The 24,195-nt window shown below is 64.3% G+C and carries 21 protein-coding genes; 10 read left to right on the forward strand and 11 right to left on the reverse strand.

The genetic code is table 11. The annotated features are described in order from the left end of the window. Window positions 1-347 precede the first annotated feature (347 nt). A complete protein-coding gene (locus tag ABW137_RS20855) occupies window positions 348-1,055 on the reverse strand; it encodes a hypothetical protein (protein ID WP_526403341.1) in 708 nt (235 codons plus the stop codon). Between the two features lie 168 nt (window positions 1,056-1,223). Here ABW137_RS20855 and ABW137_RS20860 point away from each other — a divergent pair, with 168 nt between their 5' ends. Further along, on the forward strand, window positions 1,224-2,246 hold the full coding sequence (locus ABW137_RS20860) for a LacI family DNA-binding transcriptional regulator (RefSeq protein WP_526403342.1): 1,023 nt from the start codon (window positions 1,224-1,226) through the stop codon (window positions 2,244-2,246). Window positions 2,247-2,413: 167 nt separating this feature from the next. Here the strand turns inward: ABW137_RS20860 and ABW137_RS20865 are convergent, their stop codons facing one another. From ABW137_RS20865 to ABW137_RS20890, 6 genes are all read right to left on the reverse strand, one after another. Further along, on the reverse strand, window positions 2,414-3,799 hold the full coding sequence (locus ABW137_RS20865; protein WP_526403343.1) for an OFA family MFS transporter: 1,386 nt from the start codon (window positions 3,797-3,799) through the stop codon (window positions 2,414-2,416). A 192-nt stretch (window positions 3,800-3,991) separates the two neighbouring features. Further along, the gene (locus ABW137_RS20870) at window positions 3,992-5,497 is read right to left on the reverse strand and encodes an aldehyde dehydrogenase family protein (protein WP_526403344.1); all 1,506 of its coding nucleotides are present in this window, start codon (window positions 5,495-5,497) and stop codon (window positions 3,992-3,994) included. A 158-nt stretch (window positions 5,498-5,655) separates the two neighbouring features. Next, on the reverse strand, window positions 5,656-6,504 hold the full coding sequence (locus ABW137_RS20875) for a fumarylacetoacetate hydrolase family protein (RefSeq protein WP_526403345.1): 849 nt from the start codon (window positions 6,502-6,504) through the stop codon (window positions 5,656-5,658). A gap of 87 nt (window positions 6,505-6,591) precedes the next feature. After that, window positions 6,592-7,485 carry an SMP-30/gluconolactonase/LRE family protein gene (locus ABW137_RS20880; RefSeq protein WP_526403346.1) on the reverse strand — a complete coding sequence of 298 codons (894 nt, stop codon included), beginning with the start codon at window positions 7,483-7,485 and terminating at the stop codon, window positions 6,592-6,594. Continuing rightward, a complete protein-coding gene (locus ABW137_RS20885; RefSeq protein ID WP_526403347.1) occupies window positions 7,482-8,000 on the reverse strand; it encodes a VOC family protein in 519 nt (172 codons plus the stop codon). Before ABW137_RS20885 ends, ABW137_RS20880 begins: the two co-directional genes overlap by 4 nt. Next, entirely contained in the window at window positions 7,997-9,454 is a 1,458-nt protein-coding gene (locus tag ABW137_RS20890; protein ID WP_526403348.1) for an FAD-dependent oxidoreductase, read from the reverse strand. The genes ABW137_RS20885 and ABW137_RS20890 overlap by 4 nt, the downstream gene beginning before the upstream one ends. A gap of 101 nt (window positions 9,455-9,555) precedes the next feature. On the opposite strand from ABW137_RS20890, the gene ABW137_RS20895 reads away from it, so the two are divergent. Beyond that, window positions 9,556-10,173, forward strand: coding sequence for a TetR/AcrR family transcriptional regulator (locus ABW137_RS20895; protein ID WP_526403349.1), 618 nt, complete (start codon window positions 9,556-9,558; stop codon window positions 10,171-10,173). Between the two features lie 128 nt (window positions 10,174-10,301). Here the strand turns inward: ABW137_RS20895 and ABW137_RS20900 are convergent, their stop codons facing one another. Beyond that, entirely contained in the window at window positions 10,302-11,078 is a 777-nt protein-coding gene (locus tag ABW137_RS20900) for an SDR family NAD(P)-dependent oxidoreductase (RefSeq protein ID WP_526403350.1), read from the reverse strand. Between the two features lie 78 nt (window positions 11,079-11,156). Here ABW137_RS20900 and ABW137_RS20905 point away from each other — a divergent pair, with 78 nt between their 5' ends. Continuing rightward, the gene (locus ABW137_RS20905) at window positions 11,157-11,780 is read left to right on the forward strand and encodes a TetR/AcrR family transcriptional regulator (RefSeq protein ID WP_526403351.1); all 624 of its coding nucleotides are present in this window, start codon (window positions 11,157-11,159) and stop codon (window positions 11,778-11,780) included. A 48-nt stretch (window positions 11,781-11,828) separates the two neighbouring features. On the opposite strand, the gene ABW137_RS20910 is transcribed toward ABW137_RS20905, so the two are convergent. The 3 genes from ABW137_RS20910 to ABW137_RS20920 all read right to left on the reverse strand — a co-directional run bounded on the left by ABW137_RS20910 (window position 11,829) and on the right by ABW137_RS20920 (window position 15,030). After that, window positions 11,829-12,722 (reverse strand): TIGR03619 family F420-dependent LLM class oxidoreductase, encoded by an 894-nt coding sequence (locus ABW137_RS20910; RefSeq protein WP_526403361.1) that lies wholly within the window; start codon window positions 12,720-12,722, stop codon window positions 11,829-11,831. Between the two features lie 273 nt (window positions 12,723-12,995). Then, complete coding sequence (locus tag ABW137_RS20915) at window positions 12,996-13,616, reverse strand: NADPH-dependent F420 reductase (protein ID WP_526403352.1); 621 nt, start codon at window positions 13,614-13,616, stop codon at window positions 12,996-12,998. 319 nt (window positions 13,617-13,935) lie between these two features. Further along, on the reverse strand, window positions 13,936-15,030 hold the full coding sequence (locus ABW137_RS20920; RefSeq protein ID WP_526403353.1) for an NADH:flavin oxidoreductase: 1,095 nt from the start codon (window positions 15,028-15,030) through the stop codon (window positions 13,936-13,938). A 1,195-nt stretch (window positions 15,031-16,225) separates the two neighbouring features. Between ABW137_RS20920 and ABW137_RS20925 the strand changes: the two genes are divergently transcribed. From ABW137_RS20925 to ABW137_RS20955, 7 genes are all read left to right on the forward strand, one after another. Further along, window positions 16,226-17,227, forward strand: a complete 1,002-nt coding sequence (locus ABW137_RS20925; protein ID WP_526403354.1) for an LLM class flavin-dependent oxidoreductase — start codon at window positions 16,226-16,228, stop codon at window positions 17,225-17,227. Beyond that, entirely contained in the window at window positions 17,224-17,997 is a 774-nt protein-coding gene (locus tag ABW137_RS20930) for an enoyl-CoA hydratase/isomerase family protein (protein WP_526403355.1), read from the forward strand. Before ABW137_RS20925 ends, ABW137_RS20930 begins: the two co-directional genes overlap by 4 nt. 6 nt (window positions 17,998-18,003) lie before the next feature. Further along, on the forward strand, window positions 18,004-19,167 hold the full coding sequence (locus ABW137_RS20935) for an acyl-CoA dehydrogenase family protein (RefSeq protein WP_526403356.1): 1,164 nt from the start codon (window positions 18,004-18,006) through the stop codon (window positions 19,165-19,167). Then, window positions 19,160-20,353, forward strand: coding sequence for an acyl-CoA dehydrogenase family protein (locus ABW137_RS20940; RefSeq protein WP_526403357.1), 1,194 nt, complete (start codon window positions 19,160-19,162; stop codon window positions 20,351-20,353). Before ABW137_RS20935 ends, ABW137_RS20940 begins: the two co-directional genes overlap by 8 nt. Continuing rightward, window positions 20,350-21,957, forward strand: a complete 1,608-nt coding sequence (locus ABW137_RS20945; RefSeq protein ID WP_526403358.1) for an AMP-binding protein — start codon at window positions 20,350-20,352, stop codon at window positions 21,955-21,957. Before ABW137_RS20940 ends, ABW137_RS20945 begins: the two co-directional genes overlap by 4 nt. 16 nt (window positions 21,958-21,973) lie before the next feature. After that, the gene (locus tag ABW137_RS20950) at window positions 21,974-22,864 is read left to right on the forward strand and encodes an SMP-30/gluconolactonase/LRE family protein (protein WP_526403359.1); all 891 of its coding nucleotides are present in this window, start codon (window positions 21,974-21,976) and stop codon (window positions 22,862-22,864) included. A 103-nt stretch (window positions 22,865-22,967) separates the two neighbouring features. Further along, on the forward strand, window positions 22,968-24,158 hold the full coding sequence (locus ABW137_RS20955) for a TetR/AcrR family transcriptional regulator (protein WP_526403360.1): 1,191 nt from the start codon (window positions 22,968-22,970) through the stop codon (window positions 24,156-24,158). Window positions 24,159-24,195: the final 37 nt, after the last annotated feature.

Raw genomic sequence — 24,195 nt, forward strand, 5'->3', positions numbered from 1 at the left:
ATCACCTGATACAGCAGAAACCCAAGCGGTTGATCAGTAGCATCCGTCATATCAACCATCTTGACATACTTCGGCTACCCGACCGGTGTGAATGGCCGAAAGGGCATATTGCCCGACAGTCGGAGCAGCGGTGTTTCGACAAACAGGCCAATGTCCCTTCATGCCTGCCGAAGTCGGCTCATCCTGGCGCGCGATTGGAGCGATGCGCGAGATCCACGACGCCACACCTGGTTGCCCTCGTCCGTGCCGGCGCAGTCTTTCACAAAGGCAAACTGCTCGAACGGGCCCGTCAACGTCATACCGCCCGAACCGAATGAATCAACCGAAACGGAGGTCGCCTAAGACACTCACCGCTGGTCGCCGTCAACGCTGGCTACAGGCAATCGTGACGCGCGCTCGACGTTTCTCTTCAGCACGGCCATCATGCGGGCTTGCATGATCCAGACGACCGGAACGTAGATCCAGAAGTTGTAGAAACGCTCCAACCATCGGGGTCGTGTGGCCTGATACCCCCCAATCACCAGACGCGTTCGACCGCCCTCAAGCTCGTTGAGCTGGAAGCACCACAGCCCTTCCATATAGGTCCCAGGTCTGGGTAGGTTCGGGTCTAGGACGTGGCCTTGAAGATCGCTCAACCAATACAGCCCCAGCAACCGATTCGGTTCAAGGATCGCGATCTCGAAGGCATCCCCGAGCCCGCTACCCGGCGCCCGGAACTTCAGGCGCTCACCGACGGCGCGGTCTTGCCACTCAGGGTGCACCTCGCGGGCACTCGACACGCCGGCATTGTCGAGGTGATCCCAGGAGTACCAGCCTGCGCGATCGCCGCCCAGTTGAACTAACCAGGGCCATACTCGATATGGCGGCGCCTCGATCGTGACTGCCATCGTCACCCCGCGTGCGCCGCCGGGAACTCGCTCCGCGCCGGGAAACGGCCCGGCGACTTCCTCGTCGCTGGCGCCCCAACGCCAGAGCCGGGGCCGCACCAGCCGGGCATATCCGAGTGCCGCCGAGCCAACCATCGCGGCTGACGCCACTACGAATTTGCCGTTCATGCCGACAGCGTCCCAGGCGTGGCATGGCGCCGACAGAGCCCAAAGTCACCCCGCAACCCCATTTAGACGTCTAACGACCACGACAGACACCCGATCCACAGTTCTTGACGACTTCTCGCGTCGCAGCAGCGTGCCCGCGAATGACGCCAGATATCGTGTTTGTTTGTGGTGACGAGCCGAGATGTCGCGAAGTTGGCCGGAGTGTCCCAGGCGACGGTCTCAAGGGTCCTCTCCGGTAGCTCGACGGTGCGCTCCGAAACCAGAGAGCGAGTCACCACGGCATTGGAAACTCTCAACTACCGCCCCAACTCGGCTGCTCGCTCGATGCGGACCCGCCGCAGCGGCGCGATCGGCGTCGTCGTCTCAAACTTGACCAATCCGGTTTACCCCGAGATCGTCACTGCTGTCAGTGAAAAGCTGCGACAGACGTCGCACCGAATGGTCCTGTGGGACTCCGACAGGTCCGGGATCGCTGCAGCAGACGCAATCAGCGAAGGTGTAGTCGACGGCCTCATCTTCACGACGGCGACACCCAGCACAGCGCAAGACGGCTCGGCGCTAAGAGCGGCTCTAGAACGCAGGGCCCCGATCGTCTTAGTCACCAGAGGGCTCGCGGACTTGGACTGCGACCAGGTCACGGGCAACGACTTCCACGGCGGTTTCGAGGTGGTCGACTACCTTGCCCACCACGGACATTCTCGGCTGGGTTTCATCGGCGGTCCCCGCGAGGCGAGCACCGCAGCCAATCGCGAAGCCGGCTTCTGGGCGGGCATTGAAGCGCACGGAATCGATACCCAATCCGTTGCCTCTTGTCGTGGCGACTTCTCATACGACGACGGACAGCGTGGACTACGCGAGCTGGTCGCCAAGAGCCCCCGCCCGACCGCGGTATTTTGCGTCAACGACTTGATGGCCTTCGGTGCGATCGACGCGTGTCGACAGCTTGACCTCCGCGTGCCCGCAGACGTTTGGGTGGTCGGATACAACGACATCGCGATAGCAAGCTGGGGAGCCTACGATCTGACCACGCAGCGCCAGCCGCTCTCCGACATGGCCAGCAAAGCTGTCGACCTCGTGCTGGAGCGGGTCGCTCACCCACGCCTGCCGTCGCGGATCTGCCGTTTTCCCAGCCAGCTCGTCGTCCGCGGATCCACGGCCAACGCCGCTTGGGAAGACAAGACCCCGGACTGATTCCTGTCCAACGGATGGACTCCACGACGGGTGCTCGTAGCGTTGCGACTCTGCTCGCGAGCCGGCGCGCACGGTCGTGGACTTCGGCAGCCGTCAATTCGCCTGCGAGGATCTGACACGCCGACACCGGATGGGGAGGCCGCTGACGGCTCCCCATCCGGGCGTTTCTAACCACCTATTGGTTGACCTGGCCGGTCGGTGTCGGACAGTGCGGCGATTCCGCGATCGCTGAGCTGTGGTTGGCGCAGCAGAAGAGCGAGCAGGCCACAGCCAATTCCGATGCAGCCCGCGATCATGAATGCGGCGCCGTATCCCCACGCTCCGACGACCATCGAACCGAAACCAGCTCCGAGAACCCCGGTCAGGATCTTCGAGCTGTAGACCAAGCCGTAGTTCGTCGCATTGTTGTTCTCTCCGAAGTAGTCGGCAGTCATCGCTGCGAAGAGCGGGAATATCGCTCCTCCACCGAAACCCGAGACCATCGAGGCGAGCAGGAACAGTGGCATGTTGCCCAGCGACCCGGAGAAGTACACCGCGAACTGAGCCAGCCCGAGGACGATGCAGACGACCACGAGCGTGGTACGCCGCCCGTGACGATCGGAAATCCAACCGATGACGCCGCGCCCTGTGCCGTTGATGATTGCCTTCAAGCTCATCGACAGCGCGACCACGCCGCCTGCGAAGCCCATCTCCTTACCGAACGGCACCTGGAATGCTATTCCGAAGATGTTCACGCCGGCCGTACACAACAGGCAGAACCACATCAGCGGCAGGACGCCCGTCTTGATGGCCTCCGTCGGGGTGAACTGTTTGACCGCTGGCGGATTCTTCTCAAGCGAGCGACGGATTCGCGGGTCGTCGGACGTTGCGAGGGGATCGATCTCAGCAGGCCACCAGTTCTTCGGCGGGTCTTTGATGAAGAATCCGGTGGCGGCCACCACGCCCGCGAGGAAAAGCCCGACGGCCAGCAGCACCCCTCGATAATTGGAGAGATCCAAGTACGTGGTGAACAGGAAGATGAATGGGACCGAGCCGTATGCGAAGCCGCCGTTGACAAATCCGGTCTTGCCGCCCTTGCGTTCCGGGTACCACTTGCCGACGATGTTCACGCAGGTGGCATAGACCAGGCCCGCGCCGGTGCCGCCGAAGAATCCGAATCCCACGTACGCCCAGAGGACACTGGGGGCGTAAGCCAGGGACACATACCCGAGCAGTGCCCCCGCCGCGCCGAGGAGCATCGCCGCCCGGGCTGACAACTTGCCGGTTTCTCGCCACCGCCCGGCGGGGAACGCAATGCCGCCTTGAAAGATTATCCACACAGCCATCAGCCAGAAAATCTGCGAATCGTGCCAATTGTGGGCCGCGGTAAGCGTTCCCTCAGCCGAGGTGAAGGCATACTCAGATGAACTGATCGCCATCATGGCGATCCACGGCAGCCATACCATCCACATTCGTGAGCGGCCAAGGATGTCGCGGTCGGTCTCGCCAATCCGATAGACCCTACCGTTGGAATTCACTACCTCGCGATAGCGCTGCTTTACTGACGAACTCATAGTTGACGACTCCGGTTATCTCCGTTGATATTTGAATTCTCATCCTGTGGGCCGCGCCGGATGGACGTCGCCCTTGGGTTCAGGTCGCACGGTGTGCAGACCCTCCAACTCACTGGGCCGCAGAACGGGCGCACTCGCCGAAGGTGTTCCTGCGTCCGAACTGCGGCCCAGTACTGACGAAAGCGGGTGCGGTTAGCTGCTCAGCACGGCGTCCGACCACCGATTCGTGGCCATTACGACGGTCTTGAGTTCCGTGTACTCCCGCAGCGCCTCGGAACCGTGTTCACGCCCGAGGCCGCTCTTCTTGCTCCCTCCGAACGGCACCTCGGACGCGTAGCGGTAGGTGTTGATGAACACGTTCCCGCTCTCCAGACGCCGCCCGATGTTCAAGGCCTCGCGGATGTCGTTGGTCCACACGTAGGACGCCAGACCGTACTGAGTGTTGTTGGCATCCCGGATCGCGTCGTCGAGATTGTCATAGTCATGGACGACGAGCACCGGGCCGAATACTTCCTGCTGCGCAATGGGTTGGTTGACGTCGACGTCTGTCAGAACGGTGGGGCGGATGAAGTTGCCGGGCGCCCCTTCTACGGCGCCTCCGCACACCAGTGTGGCGCCCTTCTCCACCGCGTTCGTGATGTGGGTCTGTACCGACTCCAGGTGATCCTTGGAGATCAACGGACCCATCTGTGAGGCCGAGTCCATGGCGTCTCCGATCACCATCTGGCTGGCAAAGTGAACCAATCGGTCGACCACTTCGGCGCGCATGTCGGAGGGCACGAACAAGCGTGTCCCTGCGAAGCACACCTGCCCCATTCGGGCGAAGGCTTGGCTCATGACGCCTGCCGCGACTTCATCGACGTCGACGTTCTTGCCGACGATGATCGGGCCCTTGCCGCCCAGCTCCGCCAGCACCGGCGTCACGTTGCGTGCGGCATCGAGCAGCACTTCTTCGCCGCCCTCCGTGCCGCCAGTGAAGACGACTTTCCGGATGCCCGGGTGGCGCACCAGTGCCGACCCGACGGTGCGCCCCTTCCCGGGGACCATGTTCACCACTCCGGGCGGAAATCCCGCCTGCTCAACAAGTTTGCCCAACGCCAGCACCGACGCGAGCGCGACGATTGACGGCTTGATGACGACCGTGTTGCCGCATGCCAGCGCCGCAGCGCAGCCGCGCGCAAGCAGCTTCAGCGGAGTGTTCCACGGCACCACCTGCGCGATCACGCCGATCGGCTCGCGAACTCCGTACATCACCCGACCGTCGGGAAGCTGTGCCGACGTGCCTTCGATCTTCCCGGCGAACCCGGCGAAGTACTCGATGTGACGGGCAGCGGACTCCACCTCGAACCGGCTCTGCTTGATCGGGATTCCCGTGTTCCGGGCCTCCAGCTCCGCAAGAACGTCGATGCTCTCTCGCATCAGCGTTGCCAAGCGAAACATGCAGTTGCCCTTGTCCCGTCCCGACATCGCTGCCCAGGATCCGTAGAACGCCCTCGTTGACGACTCGACGGCCGCATCAACCTGGTCGATTGACGCGGGAGTGACGTCGAACAATCGCTCGTTGACGGAAGGGTCATTGACGGCCACAGGCGCGCCGCCTAGTCCCTTGCTCCATTCGCCGTCGATGAGCACCTGGGCGTCATCGCCATCGAGGGGAAACGCATCGACTGGGGCCGGGCGCGACAGTGAGTGTGACATGAATCTCCTAAGAAAAGTGAACGTGATCTCTGTCATGAATACGTATACATTAGCGTCAGGAAGATGTCTACAGGGCCTTCATCGGAGGTTGCTCGTTCTGCCAGGAAGCGCTGAGCGTGGACCGTTCGGGCCCGACGAATCGCCCGCCTAGCCCTTCGTCACTCGTTCCATCCTGCGCGAAGGCGATTGGTGAGGTAACCGACCCCCTCGACGCCGACGGTGACGGTGTCGCCGGGGTGCATGAATTCCGGTGGGGTGCGGCCACCGCCGGTGCCGCCGCAGGTGCCGCTGCTCATCAGGTCACCGGGCTGCAGCGTGACGGTCTGGGTGAGGAACTCCAGAAGTGTTGGGATGGAATAGATCATCGTGTCGGTGGTGGTGCGCTGCTTGTAGACGCCGTTGACGCGGGTGGAGATCTCCAGTGGATTGGTGTTGGGGTCGGGCACTTCGTCGGCGGTGATGACATAGGGACCCACCGGTGCGAAGGTATCCGGGCACTTGCACAGCGTGATCTGTAGCGGTTCGCGAAGCATGACGTCGCGCGCGCTGACGTCGTTGATCATCGTGTAGCCAAAGATGTATTCGTGCGCCCTTTCCGCGGACACGCGGTAGGCCGGTTTGCCGATGATGATGCACAGCTCGGCCTCCCAGTCGGTGTTCGTGCGGGGGGTCGGAATGCGAATGGCCTCGCCGGGTCCGATGACCGCTGAGCGGAGTTTGGAGAAGAACACTGGTTCCTTGGGCGCGAGCCCGGTCTCATCGAGGTGGTCCTGGTAGTTGCCACCAGCCAGCAATAGTGTCGCAGTGGATCCGAGGGGAGCCCGCAATCGCGTCGGGTGAACCACACGATCGGGCTTCGCGCTGGCCCGCCGTAGCCGGTCCAGTTCGTCGGGTCCGGCCTTGATGAGCGCGCCGAGGTCGACGTGGCCGGTGGGCAGTACACCATCATCGAGTTGGACACCGACTTCGGCACGGCCACTGTCGTTTTCGTAGGCAACGAACTTCACGTCATCTCCTGGTCTTCGTGGTGTCCCGGGCTCGGCGTCAGCTGCCGTACAGGGTGGCGAGGTTGCCGTGTAGCCGCTGGGCCAGCATCAGGCATCGACCCGCACGAGTCGTGCCGGTTCGACCTCTCCGTTAGCGGGGCTGAGGAGTCCGCCGGTGGTGGTGACGAACAGCGCCGGGGACGATCCGGCAGCGATGGCGACGGCGGTCGGTCCGGCGATGCCGTCCGCGTGGGTAGCAACGTCTTCCCGGCGCCCGTCGGGATGCAGGCACAGCACACTGTGAAAGGTATGCGTGGCGAAGAAGATTCGGCCGTCGTCGGCGACGGCGAAGTCATCGGCTACCAGACGTTGAGCTACTACTTCGAGCTCTGCGGCGGGCTCCAGACTCGCGACGGGCGTCCGAAGGATGACGCTCCTGTCGGTGGAGCTCATCACCAGCCAACCATCGTGGACGGCCAGACCGTTGATGCCCGGCAGCGTGGATCCCGCGGTGCGTGGTGTGAGAAGTTCGTGTTCGAGCCACACCGTGGCGCTCCCGAGGGTGGGGTCGACGCCGACGACGAGGCTTCGGGCCGAGTCGGCCACGAACAGCCGACCGCCGTCCCAGGCCATGCCGTTGGCACCCAGTACGTCCGGAAGATCGCAGACCCACTGCGGTCCATCGGAGGTGATGCGGAACAGCTGGCAATCGGGCTGGCCCTGCGTGCCCACGGCAGCGAGCGTTCCCATGACCGGGTGGGTCGCGATACCCGTTGGCGCCCGGTCGAATTGGGCGGCGAGATGGACGGATCCATCTGGCCTGACTCGGTATACGGCGTTGTCCGATGGTGAGGTGACCAACCAGGATTGGCCATCTTCGGCCAGCGCGAGGTTCTCCAGGAAGGTGCCAGCCGGCCATTCGGCGATGACGTGAGTGGGTACGCGAACTCGACGCCCAGCGTCGTGTGGGGGATGGAGGACGTCGGAGGGCTGTTCACTCATGGCGCTCCTTGCGCGTCGCGGTCGGACGCCGGCCGTGGGTGACGCATCGGGGCCGCGTCGAGCCACGGCCCGTGGGGATCGAGGGGTTTGTCGGGCATTGTTTGCGAGGCCAGTCCGCCGGATGGTTGCTTCATCAGCCGGATGAACTTGCCGTCGGGTTCGACGATGACGATGACGGGGCCGCCGCCTCCGGGCAGGATCGGCGAGTGCTCGACGTCGTTGGCGTCGAGATGCTCGATCCAGTCGTGGAATTGTTCGTCGGTGTCGAGTGCAAGCACCATCAGGTCGCAGTGGCGTAGCGCGCCTGCGGCGGCGGGTGCCCAGCGCAGTTCGACGAGGACGGGAAGCCCTGGAACCTCGAGAATCGTTGCGTACCTGGCTCCGTCGCTGTCGACGTGATCGAGTCCCGTCAGATGGTCGGCCCCGAGAACCCGTTGATACCAAGCCAAGCTGGCATCGAGGTCGGCGACCGGAATCTTGAGGTGATGGAATCCGGACAGAGCGGGTGCGGTCACGAGCGATCAACCCCTTGCGGTGGTCTTCCAGTGGTGGTCGTAGCGACGTCGATGCCGAGAGCCTCGGTAATCAGCGCCTGGTCGGCGACGATCCCGTCGGGTCGGACCACAAGCGTTTCGGTCACGTCCGGTGACGTGGTGAGCGTGACGTCGCGGGGTACGTCGGGGACTGCTCCGCTCGAGGGTGAGACGAGCGTCCACGACAGGCCTCTCGGTACCGCGATGCGTGGGTCGATGCGGGTTCCGGCCAATGTCGCTGCCGGTTCCGCAGACGGGTAGGCGATGGCGAGTTGGGACATCTTGTTAGCGAGCCACTCGGCGGCCCCCGGCACTCCGGCCACGGCGGCCAGGGTGTCGTTGCGCAGTGCGGCGGTGTCGTGGCCGTGGATCATCGCCAGGCTCATCAGCTGCGAGGTGAAGGCGATCAGTTCCTCGGCGACGGGGTGGCGTTCGGCGTCATAGGTGTCGAGTAGGTGTGCGCCGGTGCGGCCGGTGAGCACGTGGTGCAGCTTCCAACCGAGGTTTCCTGCGTCCTGGATGCCGGTGTTCATCCCCTGGCCGCCTGCCGGGCTGTGGGTGTGGGCGGCGTCGCCGACGAGGAAGACGTTTCCGCGCCGCATGGCCGGCGCGACACGCTGTTGGACGCGGTACGTCGAGCTCGACACGACGGTCTTCACCGAGGCCTCGCGGGCCCATCGCGGCCCCCGCTCACGCAGAAGCCCCGCGACACCGGCAATGTCGGGTGCACCGGTGCCGGGCGGCACGGATGCAACAACCCGCAGTTGCCCGCCGGGCAACGCCGAGGTGATGAGCATGCCGTGCTGACTGAACGAGAACGTGGTGTCCAGGCTGTCGGTGCCTTCACCGTCGAGCACGACGTCGGCCAACGCGAACAGAGCAGCAGGCGCATCACCAGGGAAGAGCAGGCCGGATCGCTGCCGCACCGTGCTATGCAGCCCGTCGCAACCGATGATGAACCGGGCGTTGATGACTCGCATCGTGCCGTCTTCGTCGACGACGGTGGCTGCGCTCCCGGGAAATTCGTCGACGAGCTCCAGCAGTCGCACCCCGCGGTGGACGCCACTGCCCAGGTCCTGCAATCGCTGCTCGATGCGCAACTCGGTTTGCTGCTGGGAGATCAGCAGCAGGAAGGGGTACGGGCTCGCGACGTCGTCGTAGGACAGCCGGAGTAGGGGCCGATCGCCGTCCACGACGGCGAAGCCGCCGCCGCGCAGGCCGTCCTCGATGAGGGGAGCGGCGACGTCGATGCGCTCGAGGTATTCGAGTGTGCGAGGTTGCACCGCGGCGGCCTTCGAGCCAGGGGCTACGGCGGGCTTCGGGTCGATGAGGACGTGGTCCACGCCGAGCTGGGCGAGGGTGGCACCCAATGTCAGGCCTGCGGGGCCTGCGCCGACGATCAGGACATCGGTACTCGCCGGCAACCGATCGATCATGGGCACCTCGTTCATTTAACCGAAACGTACGTTTCGCTTAAAGCAACCGTAGCGCGCCCTCGGCTATACCGCAACGAGCGTTTCGCCTTTAGGGTGGTGGGATGCCGAAGATCAGCGAAGCCGCACGGTTGGAGGTCCGCAGGAGCATCTTGCTCAGTGCTTGGAAGTGCTTCTCGCGACAGGGTTTTCATGCCACGTCCATGGACGACGTGATCGCCGAGACCGGCATGTCGTCCAGCTCCGTCTACCGGTACTTCCGCAGCAAGGAGGATCTCGTCGACGCTGCGGCCCAGGACACCATGGCGCAGACGTACTCATCCCTGGCTGAACTTCTCGACCAGGATCCGGTACCAGGGCCCGCCGAAACGCTGACGATGCTCGTCGACAACCTGCGAAGCAGGCGCGGTGGCGAGTACGACCTGACCAAGATCTCGATGGCGGCCTGGGCCGAGGCGCTGCGACGCCCCGAGATGCACGACGTCGTCCACCAGTTCTATGCCAAGATGACCGGCCTCTTCACAGCGTTGACTCAACGCTGGGCCAGCGAGGGGACGGTGCCCGACGGCAGCGATCCCAACGCATTGCCCAGCCTGTTCGTGACGTTGATGCCCGGGATGATCGTCATGAGCCACCTCTATGAATTGCCCGATGCGGAGTCACTTGCCCGGGGAGTCGCCGACTTCGCGGCAGCCATGAAGTCGCGCGCCAGCCAGAGCTGACCCACTCGGCGACCCAGATGGCGGGATGGCGGCCGGGATCGGAACGAGGGACGGTATCTGCAAGGTCGGGTGGCCCCACCCTTGGGACGCAGCACTCGCAACGCGGGAGGTGCTACGGCCAGCGAAAACTAGATGATGGGGAGTTCGCCGCCGTCGACGATCAGGCTGGCTCCGGTGATCCACTGCGCCCGGTCCGAGACGAGGTAGGCGACGGCCTCGGCGATGTCACGCGGGTCTCCGGGGCGACCCAGAGGGACACCTGCCGTGGTGTCGGCGAGCGAGACTCCCATTGCGTCGGCGAAGTTCTGGCGGATCGCGTCGGCGCCGGGGGTGAGCACGTTGCCGGGCACGATCGTGGTGACGCGGATCCCGGCGGGCGCGAGCTCGGCTGCGAGCGCCTTGCCGTAGGCGTTGAGCGCGGCCTTGGCGGCGCCGTAGTGCGCCAGCGGCGGCGCGGGTGCCAACGCCGCTCCGGATGAGATGTTGACGATCACGCTGCCCGCGCCGGTCTCGCGCAGTGCTGGCAGGAGCGCGTTGTTGACCCGGACGGCGGAGAGATAGTTGAGGTCGAGCGCGTCGAGCCATTCCTCATCGGGGATCGATGCGATGCCATCGACGTGGGCGCGTGCCGCTGCCGCGTTGTTGACCACGATGTCGACGCCGCCGAGTTCGTCGAGCGCGGCCGCGGCGAACGCTTGCGCACCTGCGAGCGTGCTGATGTCGCCTTGGATGAAGGTGGCGGCTTTCGGTGTCTCGTCGGTGGGGTGGCGCGCCGTGGTCACGACGGTGGCGCCGCCGTCGAGTAGCCGCTGCACGATGGCCGCGCCGATGCCGCGCGAACCTCCCGTGACGATCGCGCGCTTGCCGGAGAACTCAGAAGGGTCGATCGCTGCAGTTTTGAACATACGGTCCACTATACGGATTTTGGACCGATCGTCCAGAAGTTTCGGACCGTAAGTTCAGAACGGCGTAAAGTTGGACGAATGGCGAGACCACGGAAATTCGATGAGCAAGAGGTCGTGGCCGCTGCCCGCCTGTTGTTCAACGAAACCGGTTACCACGGCACGTCGGTCGAGGATCTCTCTCGCGTCACCGGACTCAGCAAGGGCAGTCTCTATGGCGCGTTTGGTGACAAGGAGGCCCTGTTCCAGCGAGTATTCGACGAGTACTGCGCAAGCTCCGACGAGGGTGCCGCCGCGCGACTGGACGGCCCGGAGGATCAGGCGCTGGACCGCATTCGCACCTGGCTGACGGCGCCGGAGGGCTGCACCGACCGGCGTGGCTGCCTGTTATCGAAGGCCACGGCCGAACTGGCCTGGGAGAACGACGCCATCGCGTCCCGGTCGCTCGCGGCGTACGAAACGCTGCTGGACAGCTGCCGCCAACTCGTCGAGCAGGCGCAGCGGGCCGGGCACATCGATCCGGCCGCCGACGCCGCGGCGCTCGGCGGACTCATCCTGACGACGCATCGCGGGCTCGAGGCGCTCGCCAAGGCGGGAGTCGACACCGAAACGCGCAACCGCATCGCCACCGCCATGATCGACACCATCGCGCTCACTTCCTCCTGGACGACGAGGTGTGAGACGAGCAGTAGTCGGTCGGCGTGAACGCCCAATCCCGTAGCGCTCGACGCCCTGGGCCAAACCGGTGCCCGTTCAAGAAATGGACGCACTGCTCCTTCTGGCGATGACCTGGCTGGCGAATTCGAGCATCTGGTCAAGGGTGGGGAACATGGCGAAGGCATCGAGGATCGCCTCATCGACGCCGGAGTCGGCGAAGCGTCCGAGCTTGTCGGCAACCGAGTCAACCGACGTGCCCGGTTCGAGGTTGATCCGCACCGCCGTCTTCAGCGCGTCAGGATCACGGCCGGCGTCCTGCGCCGCTCGGCGAGCGATGGACCACAAGTGATCGGAATCGTGCAGCCCCTCCACTCCAAGCCAACCGGTGCCACTTCGGCCAACCCGGCGCATCGCGGCCTCGCTGGCACCGCCGATCCAGATGGGCGGACCGCCGACCTGGACCGGACGCAGGTCGGCGTGGACCGGCGGCAGGGAGATGAATTCGCTATCCCAGGACACCGGGTTGGTCGTCCACCACTGGTGCAGGAACGCCAATAGGTCATCGAGCATCCGCCCGCGCCGGTGCCAGTCCGCGCCACGGGCGATGTCGAATTCGTCCTTCATCCACCCGAGTCCCACGCCAACGTCGAGGCGACCGTCGCTGAGCACGTCGAGTGTGGTCAGCAGCCGGGCCAGGTGCGTGGGCTCGTAGTAGAACGTGCTGAGCGTGCTGGCGTTCAGCCGCACCCGGCTGGTCGCCGTCGCGGCGACCGTCCACAGCAGCACCGGATCGAGGTAACGGGTCATCTGCGCCGGGTACGGCTGGTCCTTGCCGGGATAGGTGCTGTGCATGTCCACCGGGGTGACCAGTCGATCGCCGACCCACAGCGTGTCGTAGCCAAGGTCCTCGAGTCCGCGGCAGAACGCGCTCAAACCCACGGCGCTGCCGACTGCGGGCCCGACGAAGGGAATTACGAAACCAAGCTTCAGCACGGGAATCCCTTCCAGGCAGCCGATGGTCGGCCGACACTGACATCTGGCATGTGCGAATAGTCCTCGCGGTACGGGGCGAAGGTGGTCATCTTGCTCTCGAGTCCTTGGTTGCTTGGGCGCCCTGTCGGCATGGTCGTTCGATCACCGAAATGAGCAACGACCACAACGGTTTCCGACGATTCGGAAGGCCGGTACTCTGCTGCCGCGGTGCGGTGCGACGAGTCTTTCCGCACGGCGACGTGTGTGCGTTTCGTGCCGTGTGCGGCCAGCTCAGCCGAGGTTGACGCCGAGGGAGAAGTTCAAGCTGCCAACGCCGTGGTTGGCCAGGCCCACCGACAGCAGGCCCGCGCCTTCGAGCCAGTGCGCCATGCTCAGATCGCCGGTGTCCTGTGGGCGCAGTCCGAGGCTCGTGATGAACGCTGACACGCTTGCCTTGGCCTGCGCGTCGTCGCCGGCGATGAAGACATCCAGCGGGCCGCCCGCTGCCAGGACGTCGCGGAAGAGGGTGTTGAACGCCTTGATGACGCGGGCACTTGCGGGGGCGGCCGCGGCGACCATTTGTGCCACGGAGGTGTCGTCAGGGACGGCCAGCCCGGTGGCGCTGGAGTTGAAGGGATTGGTGATGTCGACGAGGATCTTGCCGGCCAGCGCGTCCCCGTACTGGCTGACGATCGGTACGGCGCTGTCGAACAGCACGGCGAGGATGACGATGTCGCCAGCCGGGGTGGCGCCCCAGGTTCCGGCCGTGGCGCCGTTGCCGAGCGCACTGGCCAGGGCCGCGGCCTTGGCCTCATCGCGACCGATGACCTCGACGGCGTTGCCGCCCGTGACGGCCAAGGCGCCGATGGCGCTGGCCATGTTCCCGGAGCCAATGATGCTGATACTGCTCATGATGTGCCCACTTCCGTGATCGTGATCGTCCGTCGTGCCTCGTTCGCCCGGTCAGGCCCAGCGTCGGTGCCGACATGCTCGGACACCTGCCGCTTGCTAGCCACGCCGCAGCGACCCATCCGCTCCTGACTCTTGCTTCGAGCGGGTGATCCACAGCCGAGCGCTTATGTAACCCGGTCTGTGTACTTAATCTATTGGATCACGGTAACGATGGCAAGCTCTCCACCCCGACCCTGGCGGGAGGTTGGCGATCTCGGGGTCACCCAGGTGACGACACCGGTTCCGAAGTACGTGACGTCTTGCCTGCAGATCCGCCCGGCTAATTCAGGGCCGACAACGCCGTTTCCGGGTCATAACCGGTGAAGGCATCCAACTCGCCATCACGGAGCCGGTGCACCCACCTCGGGTCGGCGAGCAGTGCACGCCCGACCGCTACGACGTCGAATTCGCCTGCCTCGAACTGCTTCACCACGCGGTCGAGCGGCGCGGGCTGGATCACCTGACCGTGCTCTTCACTGCGAAAGCTCGTCTCCAGCCCGACGGAGCCCACCGCGATGACCGGTAAACCCGTGATTTTCTTCGTCCATCCTGCGAGGCTGCGCCCGGGGTCCACGTCAGGGAACGCGGGCGTGTAGTGCCGGCGCATCGAGGGGTGTAAGACATCGACGCCTGCGTCGACGAACGGAGTCAGAAGCTCCTTCAGTTGGGTCGGGTCGTCGGCGATCGACCCCGTGTAATCGGTGATCTTCCACTGTGAGAACCGGAAGACGATCGGATAGTCCGGGCCGACTGCGCCGCGCACCGCCGCCACCACCTCGGCCGGAAAGCGCGTCCGTGCGGCCAATGATCCCCCGTACCCATCGCTGCGAAGGTTGGTTCTCCCCCAAAGGAACTGGTCTAAGAGGTACCCGTGACAACCGTTCACCTCCACAGCGTCGAATCCGATCTCACGCGCTGTGGCAGCGCTATCGGCGTACAGCTGGGCGAGCCGCGGAAGCTCGTCGGTCGCCAGCGCCCGTCCCCTTGGTGCGCCGAACGCGTCGACACCCGACGGGCCGACCGGCACCACTCCGTCGGCTTCATCGCGTTGCACGCCTTGATGCCACAGTTGGACGGCGACGGTGCCACCCTCCGTGTGAACGGCGTCGATGACACGGCTCCAGCCGGCGAGCACGTCGTCGCCCGCCAGCGTTGGGATGTTGGATGGATAACCTGCGGCCGGGTCGGGCAACCGAACGCCTTCGGTGATTATCAGCCCCACCCCACCCGCTGCGCGGCGCCGATAGTACTCAGCGACGTCGGCCCCGGGGATGCCACCGGGTGACGCCTCACGAGTCATCGGCGCCATGGCGAATCGGTTCGGCATGGTCAGTGAGCGAACGGAGAACGGTGTGAACAAATCATCGATTGTCATGACCGGATCAAACACGTTGTGCGCCTGCACTATTCCACTTAGATCAATGTCGGCAACACTCGCTCACCGCCGCGAGCGACCTCGACGAATTGCCAGACTGTCACCAGTGCGGTCCGAAATGAGTTACGGGACAGCGCTATTCTGGCGTTCTAGCCATACTCGCCCGGTCGAATCGATTGGCCTGGAGTTGCGGCCTGGCGCGTGCCGTTGCGCCACAAACCTTCTCGGGGCCCCGCAGGTCGCCGATCTCTACAGAAGCCCCGTCATACCTCCTCCTCGGTTTTGACTGCCGAGCGTTCGATTCCACAGCCCGCGCACCCACGGCTGCCAGACCACGGTCTGGCAATGGCACAGCATACACACGTCAATAGTTATCGTCTATGGACAGAAGGATTGCGTGATTGGCTGCCGCGTTTACCCGGTCCGGCGAATCGACCGACCTCGCAGGCGGCGCTAATTGGGTGACACGCGTACATCACACGGCATGGTCGGGTTCAAAGATGCTGGTGGATATCAGTTCCGGACAGCACACGGCGACGGGCCGAGAGCGGGCCATACCGCCGGGGCCAAGCTGGGCGTCGCTGCATTTTGTGGCTCCGCGCGCACCCATGACAGTCCCGCTAGGCTCGCGTGACGTTACTGTTCATTGACATGAGCACGCTTACCGTTGCCTCACGCCGGTACCGCCTCCCGATGTCGACGCGGCCCGGCCGGGCGTCGGCTCGTACTGACCATGGACCCTCCCGTCACCGGCCGACAGTGGCCGCGACCAAGCGAGGCATTGTCAGACCATTGTCACCACGTTAACGCCCATGGACATTGATCCATCCAAGGGCGCGAACCGCCCGGCATCGCCGGCTTTGGCGGCACCTTCTTTAGTCCGTCTACTTCTGAAATAGGCTGCACAACATTGGATTACCGCCCTCCATAGAGCGAGTGCCGAGATACACGGCTCAGCATCGTCGGGGACCGATCCCGACAAAATAGTTACCGCTCATTGACATCGCACCGCATGACGCCCTACAGTCGTGACACGCGCCACATCTAGCAGGGTGCGTCTCAAGACACTCGACGAAACCCGCTCTGCGCGGCGTACGGGGGTGCACCGAGGCGACACGGCTCGGATCCCGGGGCTCGTGCCGCCGCCCTGTTGTGAACGCGATACGGGCGTTCAACCCGATCGAAGGAGATCGACGTGAAGCTGTCATGCGCGTTCGCCACGTCGCTTGAGACACCGCACCACGTCCGCATTGCGGAGGAGCTCGGTTACCAGAGGGCGTTCTTCTACGATTCGCCGGCCCTTTACCCAGACGTTTGGGTGCAGTTGTGCCGCGCCGCGGATCTGACCGAACGGATCGTGTTGGGCCCAGGGGTGTTGATCCCGAGCCTGCGTCACCCCATGGTCACGGCAGCGGCCGTCTCCACCCTCGTATACGCCGCGGGGGTGGAGCGGGTGGTCGTCGGGATCGGAAGTGGGTTCACCGGACGCTACGCAATGGGGAAGTCACCCGTCCCGTGGGCGTACGTTCGTCAATACGCGTTGACGGTTCAGGCACTTCTTCGTGGCGAGCAGGCCGAGTGGGAAGGTGCGATCACACAGATGATCCACCCCGACCTACGCTTCGCACCGTCGCGTCCCATCACGGTGCCGTGGGTGGTCGCGGGTCAGGGACCGAAAGGTCTTGCAGTGGCCCGTGATTTGAATGCCGGCGTGTTGAGCATCACCACCCCCAACGCGGACTTCGAATCCAACACCGTCATGATTCCGGGCACGGTTCTCGACGAGGGTGAGGACGCCGGGTCTGAACGGGTAATCGACGCCGCCGGGGGCGCCGCGGCGCTCTATCTGCACTGGGCCGTCGAACACGGCGTACTCGCGGAGATGCTCGGGGAAGGCGGCAAACTTTGGGCGGCAGCGTACGACGCGGTTCCGCCGAACGTCCGTCATTTGGCCCTCCACGATCGTCACGTGGTGGGCGTCAACGACTACGACCGGCCCTTCGTGAACGGCGACCTGATGGTGGCCAGCGACGTGGCGCTGACCACGAAACAGTGGCGAGACAAGTTGGCCGACTTTCGGTCCGCTGGCTGCACCGAAGTGGCCTATCAACCCGCCGGTCATGACATACCCCGCGAGTTGGAAGCCTTCGCAGCGGCATTCCACGCCGATGTTCAGACCAAGCAAGGACAGCTATGAAACAACTCAAGTTCATCGAGTGGCAGCAGGACCAGACGATTGCGACGGTGTGGTTGAACAAACCGCCGGTCAACGCCGTCGACAGCGAGATGTACGCCGAGATTGAACAGTTCTTCGGCAACATGGCGCATTACACGCCGGAGGCTCGCGTAGTGGTACTGGCGGGCCGAGGGAAACACTTCTGCGCGGGAAACGATCTCGCGGAGTTTCAAACACTGGGTCCAAGCAACGCCGAAGCGAGGCTGAAGGAGGCCCGCGACGCATTCTGGTCGATCTACTCTTCTCCACTGCCGACCATCGCGGCAGTGCACGGCGTCGCGGTCGGCGCGGGGCTTGCCATCGCGGCTTCGTGCGATCTCGTCATCGCAGCCGAGAGCGCGCGGTTCGCCACCCCCGAGGTCAACGTCGGAGTGCTGGGGGGAGCCAAGCACCTCTCCCGCCTGGTGCCACAAGGCATGGTCAGGCTGATGCACTACACCGGCGACCTCGTCAACGCGCGAACGCTGCAGCCGTACGGCGGTATCGCGGATATCGTTCCAGACGACCAACTCCTGGAATCGGCGCTCTCCCTGGCGCGGTCGATCGCCAGACACAGCCCCGCGACACTGAGGTTGGCCAAACGCAGCCTCAACGGCATCGAGTACATGGACTTGAAAGAGGGATACGAATTCGAGCAGAGCCTGACCCGTGAGTTGTCCGGCTACGACGACTCGAAGGAAGCAGTGAACGCCTTCCTCGAAAAGCGGCCGCCCGTCTATACGGGGCGCTGAAGCGACATGACCACCGAACTCGACGACTACCGGCAGCAGGCACGGGCCTGGCTCTCGACGGCGGACATCCCGCCCGTCCCACTCGATCTGGACGCGCGGTTCGCTGTCCTCCGGCAGTGGCAGAAGACGCTTTTCGAGGCGGGATGGGTCGGTATCGCCTGGTCGAAAGATGCTGGAGGGCAGGGTCTAACACATTTGCACCAGCTTGCGTTCGTAGAGGAGCTGGTTCGCGCCCGCGCTCCACAACCGATTGGTCTGATCGGGCTCGACGTCGTCGGGCCGTCCATCGACAGCTTCGGCACCGACTGGCAGCGCAGAGAACTGCTTCCACGCCTGCTGTCCGGAGACGACATCTGGTGTCAGGGGTTCTCCGAACCTCAGTCCGGCTCCGATCTGGCGTCGTTGCGGACTCGCGCGGTAGCAGAAGGTGACGAGTTCGTGGTGTCTGGGCAGAAGGTGTGGACGAGTTGGGCCCACATGTCCCAGTGGTGCGCGCTACTGGCCCGCACGGACCCGGCCGTCCGAAAGCAGGCCGGGATCAGCTATCTGCTCGTCGACATGAACAGCCCGGGAATCACGGTCCGCCCGATCGAACAGATGACCGGTGACCGTGAGTTCTGCGAGGTCTTCTTCGACGACGTTCGCGTGCCCAAGCGAAACCTCCTGGGCGGCATCGGAGAAGGGTGGTCCATCGCTACCCACACGCTGGGTAGCGAACGCTCCGGCGCTACCCTGCGAGCCCGTGTCGACTGCGAGGTCGCGTTCGAAGACGCCGTGATCGAACTACGTGACCGACGCACACGTCGCGGCAGCACCGGACCGATCGACGATCGCACGCACGCCGCAGTCGGTCGATCACATATCGCACTTCGCGTCCTCGACGGTCAGACGCGACAGACCACCGCGCGGCTGGTCTCGAATGTGGGCCCCACCGCCGCGGACTCGGTAGACAAGCTCCTGCTCAACGACATCGACCAGACCCTCCACGCCGAACTCGCCGCGTTGCTCGGCCCGTTGCGCGCCGTCCCCGGTTCGCGTCCGCTCGGTCTTCGTGCCGAGCGCTGGATCCACGACCACCTGTTCTCCCGGGCTGTGTCCATCTATGGGGGGTCATCGCAGATTCAACGAAACATCATCTCCGAACGGCTGTTAGGACTTCCCCGTGAGTGACGTCGAGATCGACACCGACACCGACATCTCAGTTCAAGTCGCCGACGCCGTCGACGACTACCTCCGTCGCACTTACGACGACGAACGGCGACGCAGGATCCTGGAAAGTGGCGGATGGGATGCGACGTTCTCGGCGGAACTCGCCGGACTGGAGTGGTACTCGCTCGCGGTCCCGGAGAGTCACGGTGGACTCGGAGCGCCGCTGTCGGCATTGGGTCCTGTCTTCATGCACTTCGGTCGGTACCTGGTCGCAGGCCCATCGCTCGAGAATGCGCTCCTTCCCGCGCTCCTCCAGCGACCGGACGACTGGACGTCCACTCCGGCCATCGCGGCCGCTGTCCAAACGGGGATACCCCTGGCACTCGTCGATCCCGGCATCACCGACGACTGGGCGGACGACGTCGGAACGGTGGTACTGAGCCCGAACGGACTGCGCGGCTCCGTCAACGCCGTGCGGTTCGCCCGGCAGGCACGACTGCTGGTCGTGATCGCCGACAGCGAAACCGGTCCCGCGATCTGTCTGGTCGATTCGACTGAACCGGGCGTCACGATCGACGACGTCGACAGCGCGGACCCCACCGCGACTCTTGGTCGCGTGACCTTCGCTGATGTACGTCCGACCGGTGCGCACCGAACCGGGCACGCCGGCGACGACCGGCTGATCCACAGGATCCGGTCGTGGACAAGGATCTTGATCGCATGCGAACTCAGCGGCATAGCTCAACGGTGTCTCGATCGCACGATCGACTACATCCGACAACGCGAACAGTTTGGACGTCCGATCGGCAGCTTTCAAGCAATCAAGCACATCGCGGCGGACATGTACACCCGCTCGACTGCGTTGCACAACCTGTGCATCGCCACCCTCGACGATGCAGCCCATGCAGATGAGCGGCAGTTGCATCTCCTGGGCGCCACCGCGAAAGCCTACGCATCGAGTGTGGCGGTTCGGATATGCGAGGACGCGATTCAACTACACGGCGGCATCGGTTTCACGACCGAGAACGAGCTGAACTGGTACTACAAAAGAACTTTGGCACTACGCGGCTGGTACGGCGACCCGACAGAACTCGAGCGCCGAATTGGAGTGGCCCTGCTCGAGCGATCTTTCGGGGACGACGGTCAACTCACCACCCCCGATACCACCCTCGATACCAACTCCGTCCCGACGACGAGGCAGCGATGATCCCCACGAGGCTGACCCCGGATGTGATTCGCCAGAACAGCGGGCCTGGACTCTGGGAGGACAACCTGATCGACGGATACCTCTCGGAAGCTGCGGCACATGCGCCCGAGCGGGCCGCCGTGGTCGATCGCGGCCGGTCGTGGTCCTACGGCGAACTCGATGAGAGGGTCAATCGGTTCGCGTCCGCGCTGAGAAGCCGCGGCATCGAACACGGGGAGGTCGTGTCCTGGATCTTGCCGAACTGGGTGGAAGCCCTCATCGTTCACCACGCCGCCCTGCGGATCGGCGCGATCAGCAATCCGATCATGCCCATCTATCGCCACGCCGAGACGCGATTCATTCTGCAACAGGCACATTCAAAAGTCGTCATCGTGCCGCAACGATTTAGAGGCTTCGACTACGTCGCCATGATCAACGACATCTTCGAGGATCTCCCGAACCTGGAGACCGTCGTGGTCGTCGGTGCCGGGGGCAGGCCTGCGACCGGCTGGTCCGTCGGATTCGAGGTACTGCTCGAAGAAGGACGAACCGATCCCATCGAGCCAACCGGCCGCAACGCGAACGACCTGGCACTGCTGCTCTATACCTCCGGCACGACGTCGGACCCGAAAGGCGTGCTTCACACCCACAACACCTTGGACTACGAGAACCGGAGCATCATCGAGTTCTTCGGACTGACGGCATCAGACGTCGTCTTCATGCCCTCCCCCGTTGGACACATCATCGGAGTGCTCTACGGCATGCAGTTGCCGTTCATGCTCAATGTGCCGGTCGTACTGCTCGACATCTGGGAACCAGGCGAGGCGCTGGGACTCCTCAGCGCACACTCCTGCACCTTCGTCGTGGCCGCCACCCCGTTTCTCCACGGGATCGTGCATCACCCGAACCTCCCCGAAACCGATGTCAGCTCGCTACGCATCTTCGCCTGTGGTGGTGCCGGGGTTCCACCGGAGCTGATCAGGGTGGCCACGACGGCACTGAACTGCGTCGTGAGTCGAGGGTATGGATCCACCGAATGTCCCACCGTCACGGCGAGTAACGCATCGGACCCACCGGCCAAGCATGCGACCACTGACGGACGGCCCATCGGGTCAGCCGCGGTGCGCCTGAGCGACAAGGGTGAACTGCTGGTGCGCGGCCCGGAAATGTTCGTGGGCTATCTCGACGGTGCACTTGATGCAGAGGCTTTCACCGACGACGGCTGGTTCTACACCGGAGATCTCGCACGGCTCGATTCCGACGGATACGTCGAGATCACCGGCCGCGATAAGGACATCATCATCCGTGGCGGTGAGAACATCAGCGCCAAAGAGGTCGAAGACCTCCTGTTCGAGCATCCGAAGATCGACGACATCGGGATCGTCGCCTTCCCCGATCCCATCCTCGGCGAACGTGTCTGCGCCGTAGTCGTTCTCGATCGCGGAGAGACAGTCACCCTCGCCGAGATCGCTGACTGGCTCACCGCCAGGAAGATTGCGCGACAAAAACTCCCCGAACGTCTCATAGTGATCGACGAGCTCCCGCGCACCGCGAGCGGGAAAGTGCAGAAGTTCAAGCTCCGCGACCTCGCCCGATCTCGTGCACTCACCTCTACGGAATCCTGAAAGGCGGGCCGTCACGGTGAAGGCACACGAGCTAGTTCAGTTCGCCTCCGATCACCAGTTCCTCGAAGCACTGCGCTGGCACGACGGTGCACTCTGGGCGAGCGACTTCTTCAGCAGAGAGGTCCTCAGGTTCTCCAGCGACGGAACCTCGACGACGGTTGCGACGATCGCCGGCGCACCGTCGGGCCTCGGTTTCCTTCCCGACGGTTCCGTTCTCGTCGTGTCGCAAGCAGACGCCACCGTGCAGCGCATCGCCGACGACGGATCGGTGAGTACGTACTCGGATTACAGCAGCATCGCCGGCGGAGCCGGAAACGACCTCCTGGTCACCCCGGCCGGTCACGCCTACGCCGGCAACTTCGGGTTCACACCCGGTGTGGAAGATCCCAAACCGACCCACCTCGCCCACGTCGACCTCGGGGGCCACGCGCACGACGTCGACGAGGACCTCGTCTTCCCGAACGGAATGGCCGTCACCGCCGACGGAGTCCTCCTCGTCGCCGAGACCTTCCTGCACCGGATCAGCGCCTTCGACATCAACCCGGACGGATCGTTGTCGGGCCTCAGGGTGTGGGCACAATTGCACGATTGCTATCACCCCGACGGGATCGCCCTGGACAGCGACGGCGGAGTGTGGTTCGGCAACGCCCTCACCACCGGCGACGACAGCGGTTTCTACCGCGTCGTCGAAGGCGGCGAGATCACGGACAAGGTCCCAGTCACCGGCGCCTGGGCGGTCGCCTGCGCATTTGGTGGAGACGGCCTCGGCACCTTGTTCATGAGCTGCAACGCCACCACGGTCGAGGACTTCGGCCAGGGCCGCTCGACGGCAGTCATCGCCGTCGCGGACGTCAAGCGATCTGGCGCGCCGAATTGGTCGACACGCAGCGCGTCGGTCGTCGATTGACGATCGCCGCCACTCCGGGACACGGCGGGGCGCTGATGCACGGCCCGCGAGCCTAGTATCGGTACGACGGAAGGACGTCGAACGGTCGAGGGGAGTTCGCGGCATGACTCGGGCGCGCGCTGACCCCCAGCCCTCCGAACCGTCGCCTCGCCAGGTGCAGATCGCCACGAACGCAAGCGAATTGTTCAGCGCTCGCGGGTTTCACTCGGTTCGCATGGACGACATCGCCAATGCCAGCGGGATCACGGCGCGCGCGCTCTACCGGCATTTCGTCAACAAACAGGCGCTCCTGTCCCAGGTGGTGCTCGACGACCAGCAGCGGGTCGTGGACACCCTGACGAGGCTCAACGCCAAGCCTGCCGACGAGCGCACCCTCGACGGGAATCTGGCCGAACTGGCCGACGTCGCCTTGGAAGGGCGGCGGCTGTCTCTGCTGTGGCAGCGCGAAGCTCGCCACCTCGACGTCGACGACTTTCGCAAGGTCCGTAGCCGCACTCGTTGGATATCCGAACAGTTCGGGAACCTTCTGGTCGTCCCCGAGCGCTCCGACCTCGATGCGGCGGCGACAGAGTTGAGAAGCTGGGCGGTGGTCAGCATCGTGTCGAGCCCCGCGTTCTATGATTCGGCGTTGTCCCGCCAGCGCCTCAGCCAGCAATTGATAGCGGCGAGTAAGCGCGTCATTGCCAGCCGGGCACCGAAGCGCGTCGCCGACAGCCCTGCACCGGCTGCGCTCGGCCGCAGGCTGGGTTCACGGCGCGAACAACTGATGCGTGCTGCCGCCATCGCCTTCCGGCACAAGGGGTTCGGCGGGGTCACGATCGACGATATCGGCCGAGACGTCGGGATCGTCGGCGCTGCGCTCTATCGCTACTTCGAGAACAAGGCCGACATTCTCGTGGCGGTGGTCACCAGATTCGACGAATGGCAAGCGCTGGAACTGAATCGGGCCATCCACAGCCCCTGCGCTGACGAGGCGGTGCTCGCCGAAATCATCCAGGGCTACATTCGCGTTGTCACCGAGTCGACGGACTTTCTGGCCGTGTCCCTGACTGAAAGACTCTACTTGCCTCCCGGTATCAGCGATCGGTTCGACCGGATTCGCTCCGACTACATCGGTGAATGGCAGCGCTGGTTGTCCGCTGCGCGTCCGGACCTACCTGAAGCAGTATCGTCCACGCGGGTGAACATCGCCAAGACCATCATCGACGACTGCGTCCGGATCCCGCACTTGCAACGAGCGCCAAACTTTTCAGAGGATCTGCTAGGTCTGGTGCTCGACGCCCTCGACTGCTAGGCAACGGAACCTGCCGTGGCCGTCGTACTTTCGCTCG

This window comes from Mycobacterium sp. (assembly GCF_040509115.1).
Classification (GTDB): Bacteria; Actinomycetota; Actinomycetes; order Mycobacteriales; family Mycobacteriaceae; genus Mycobacterium.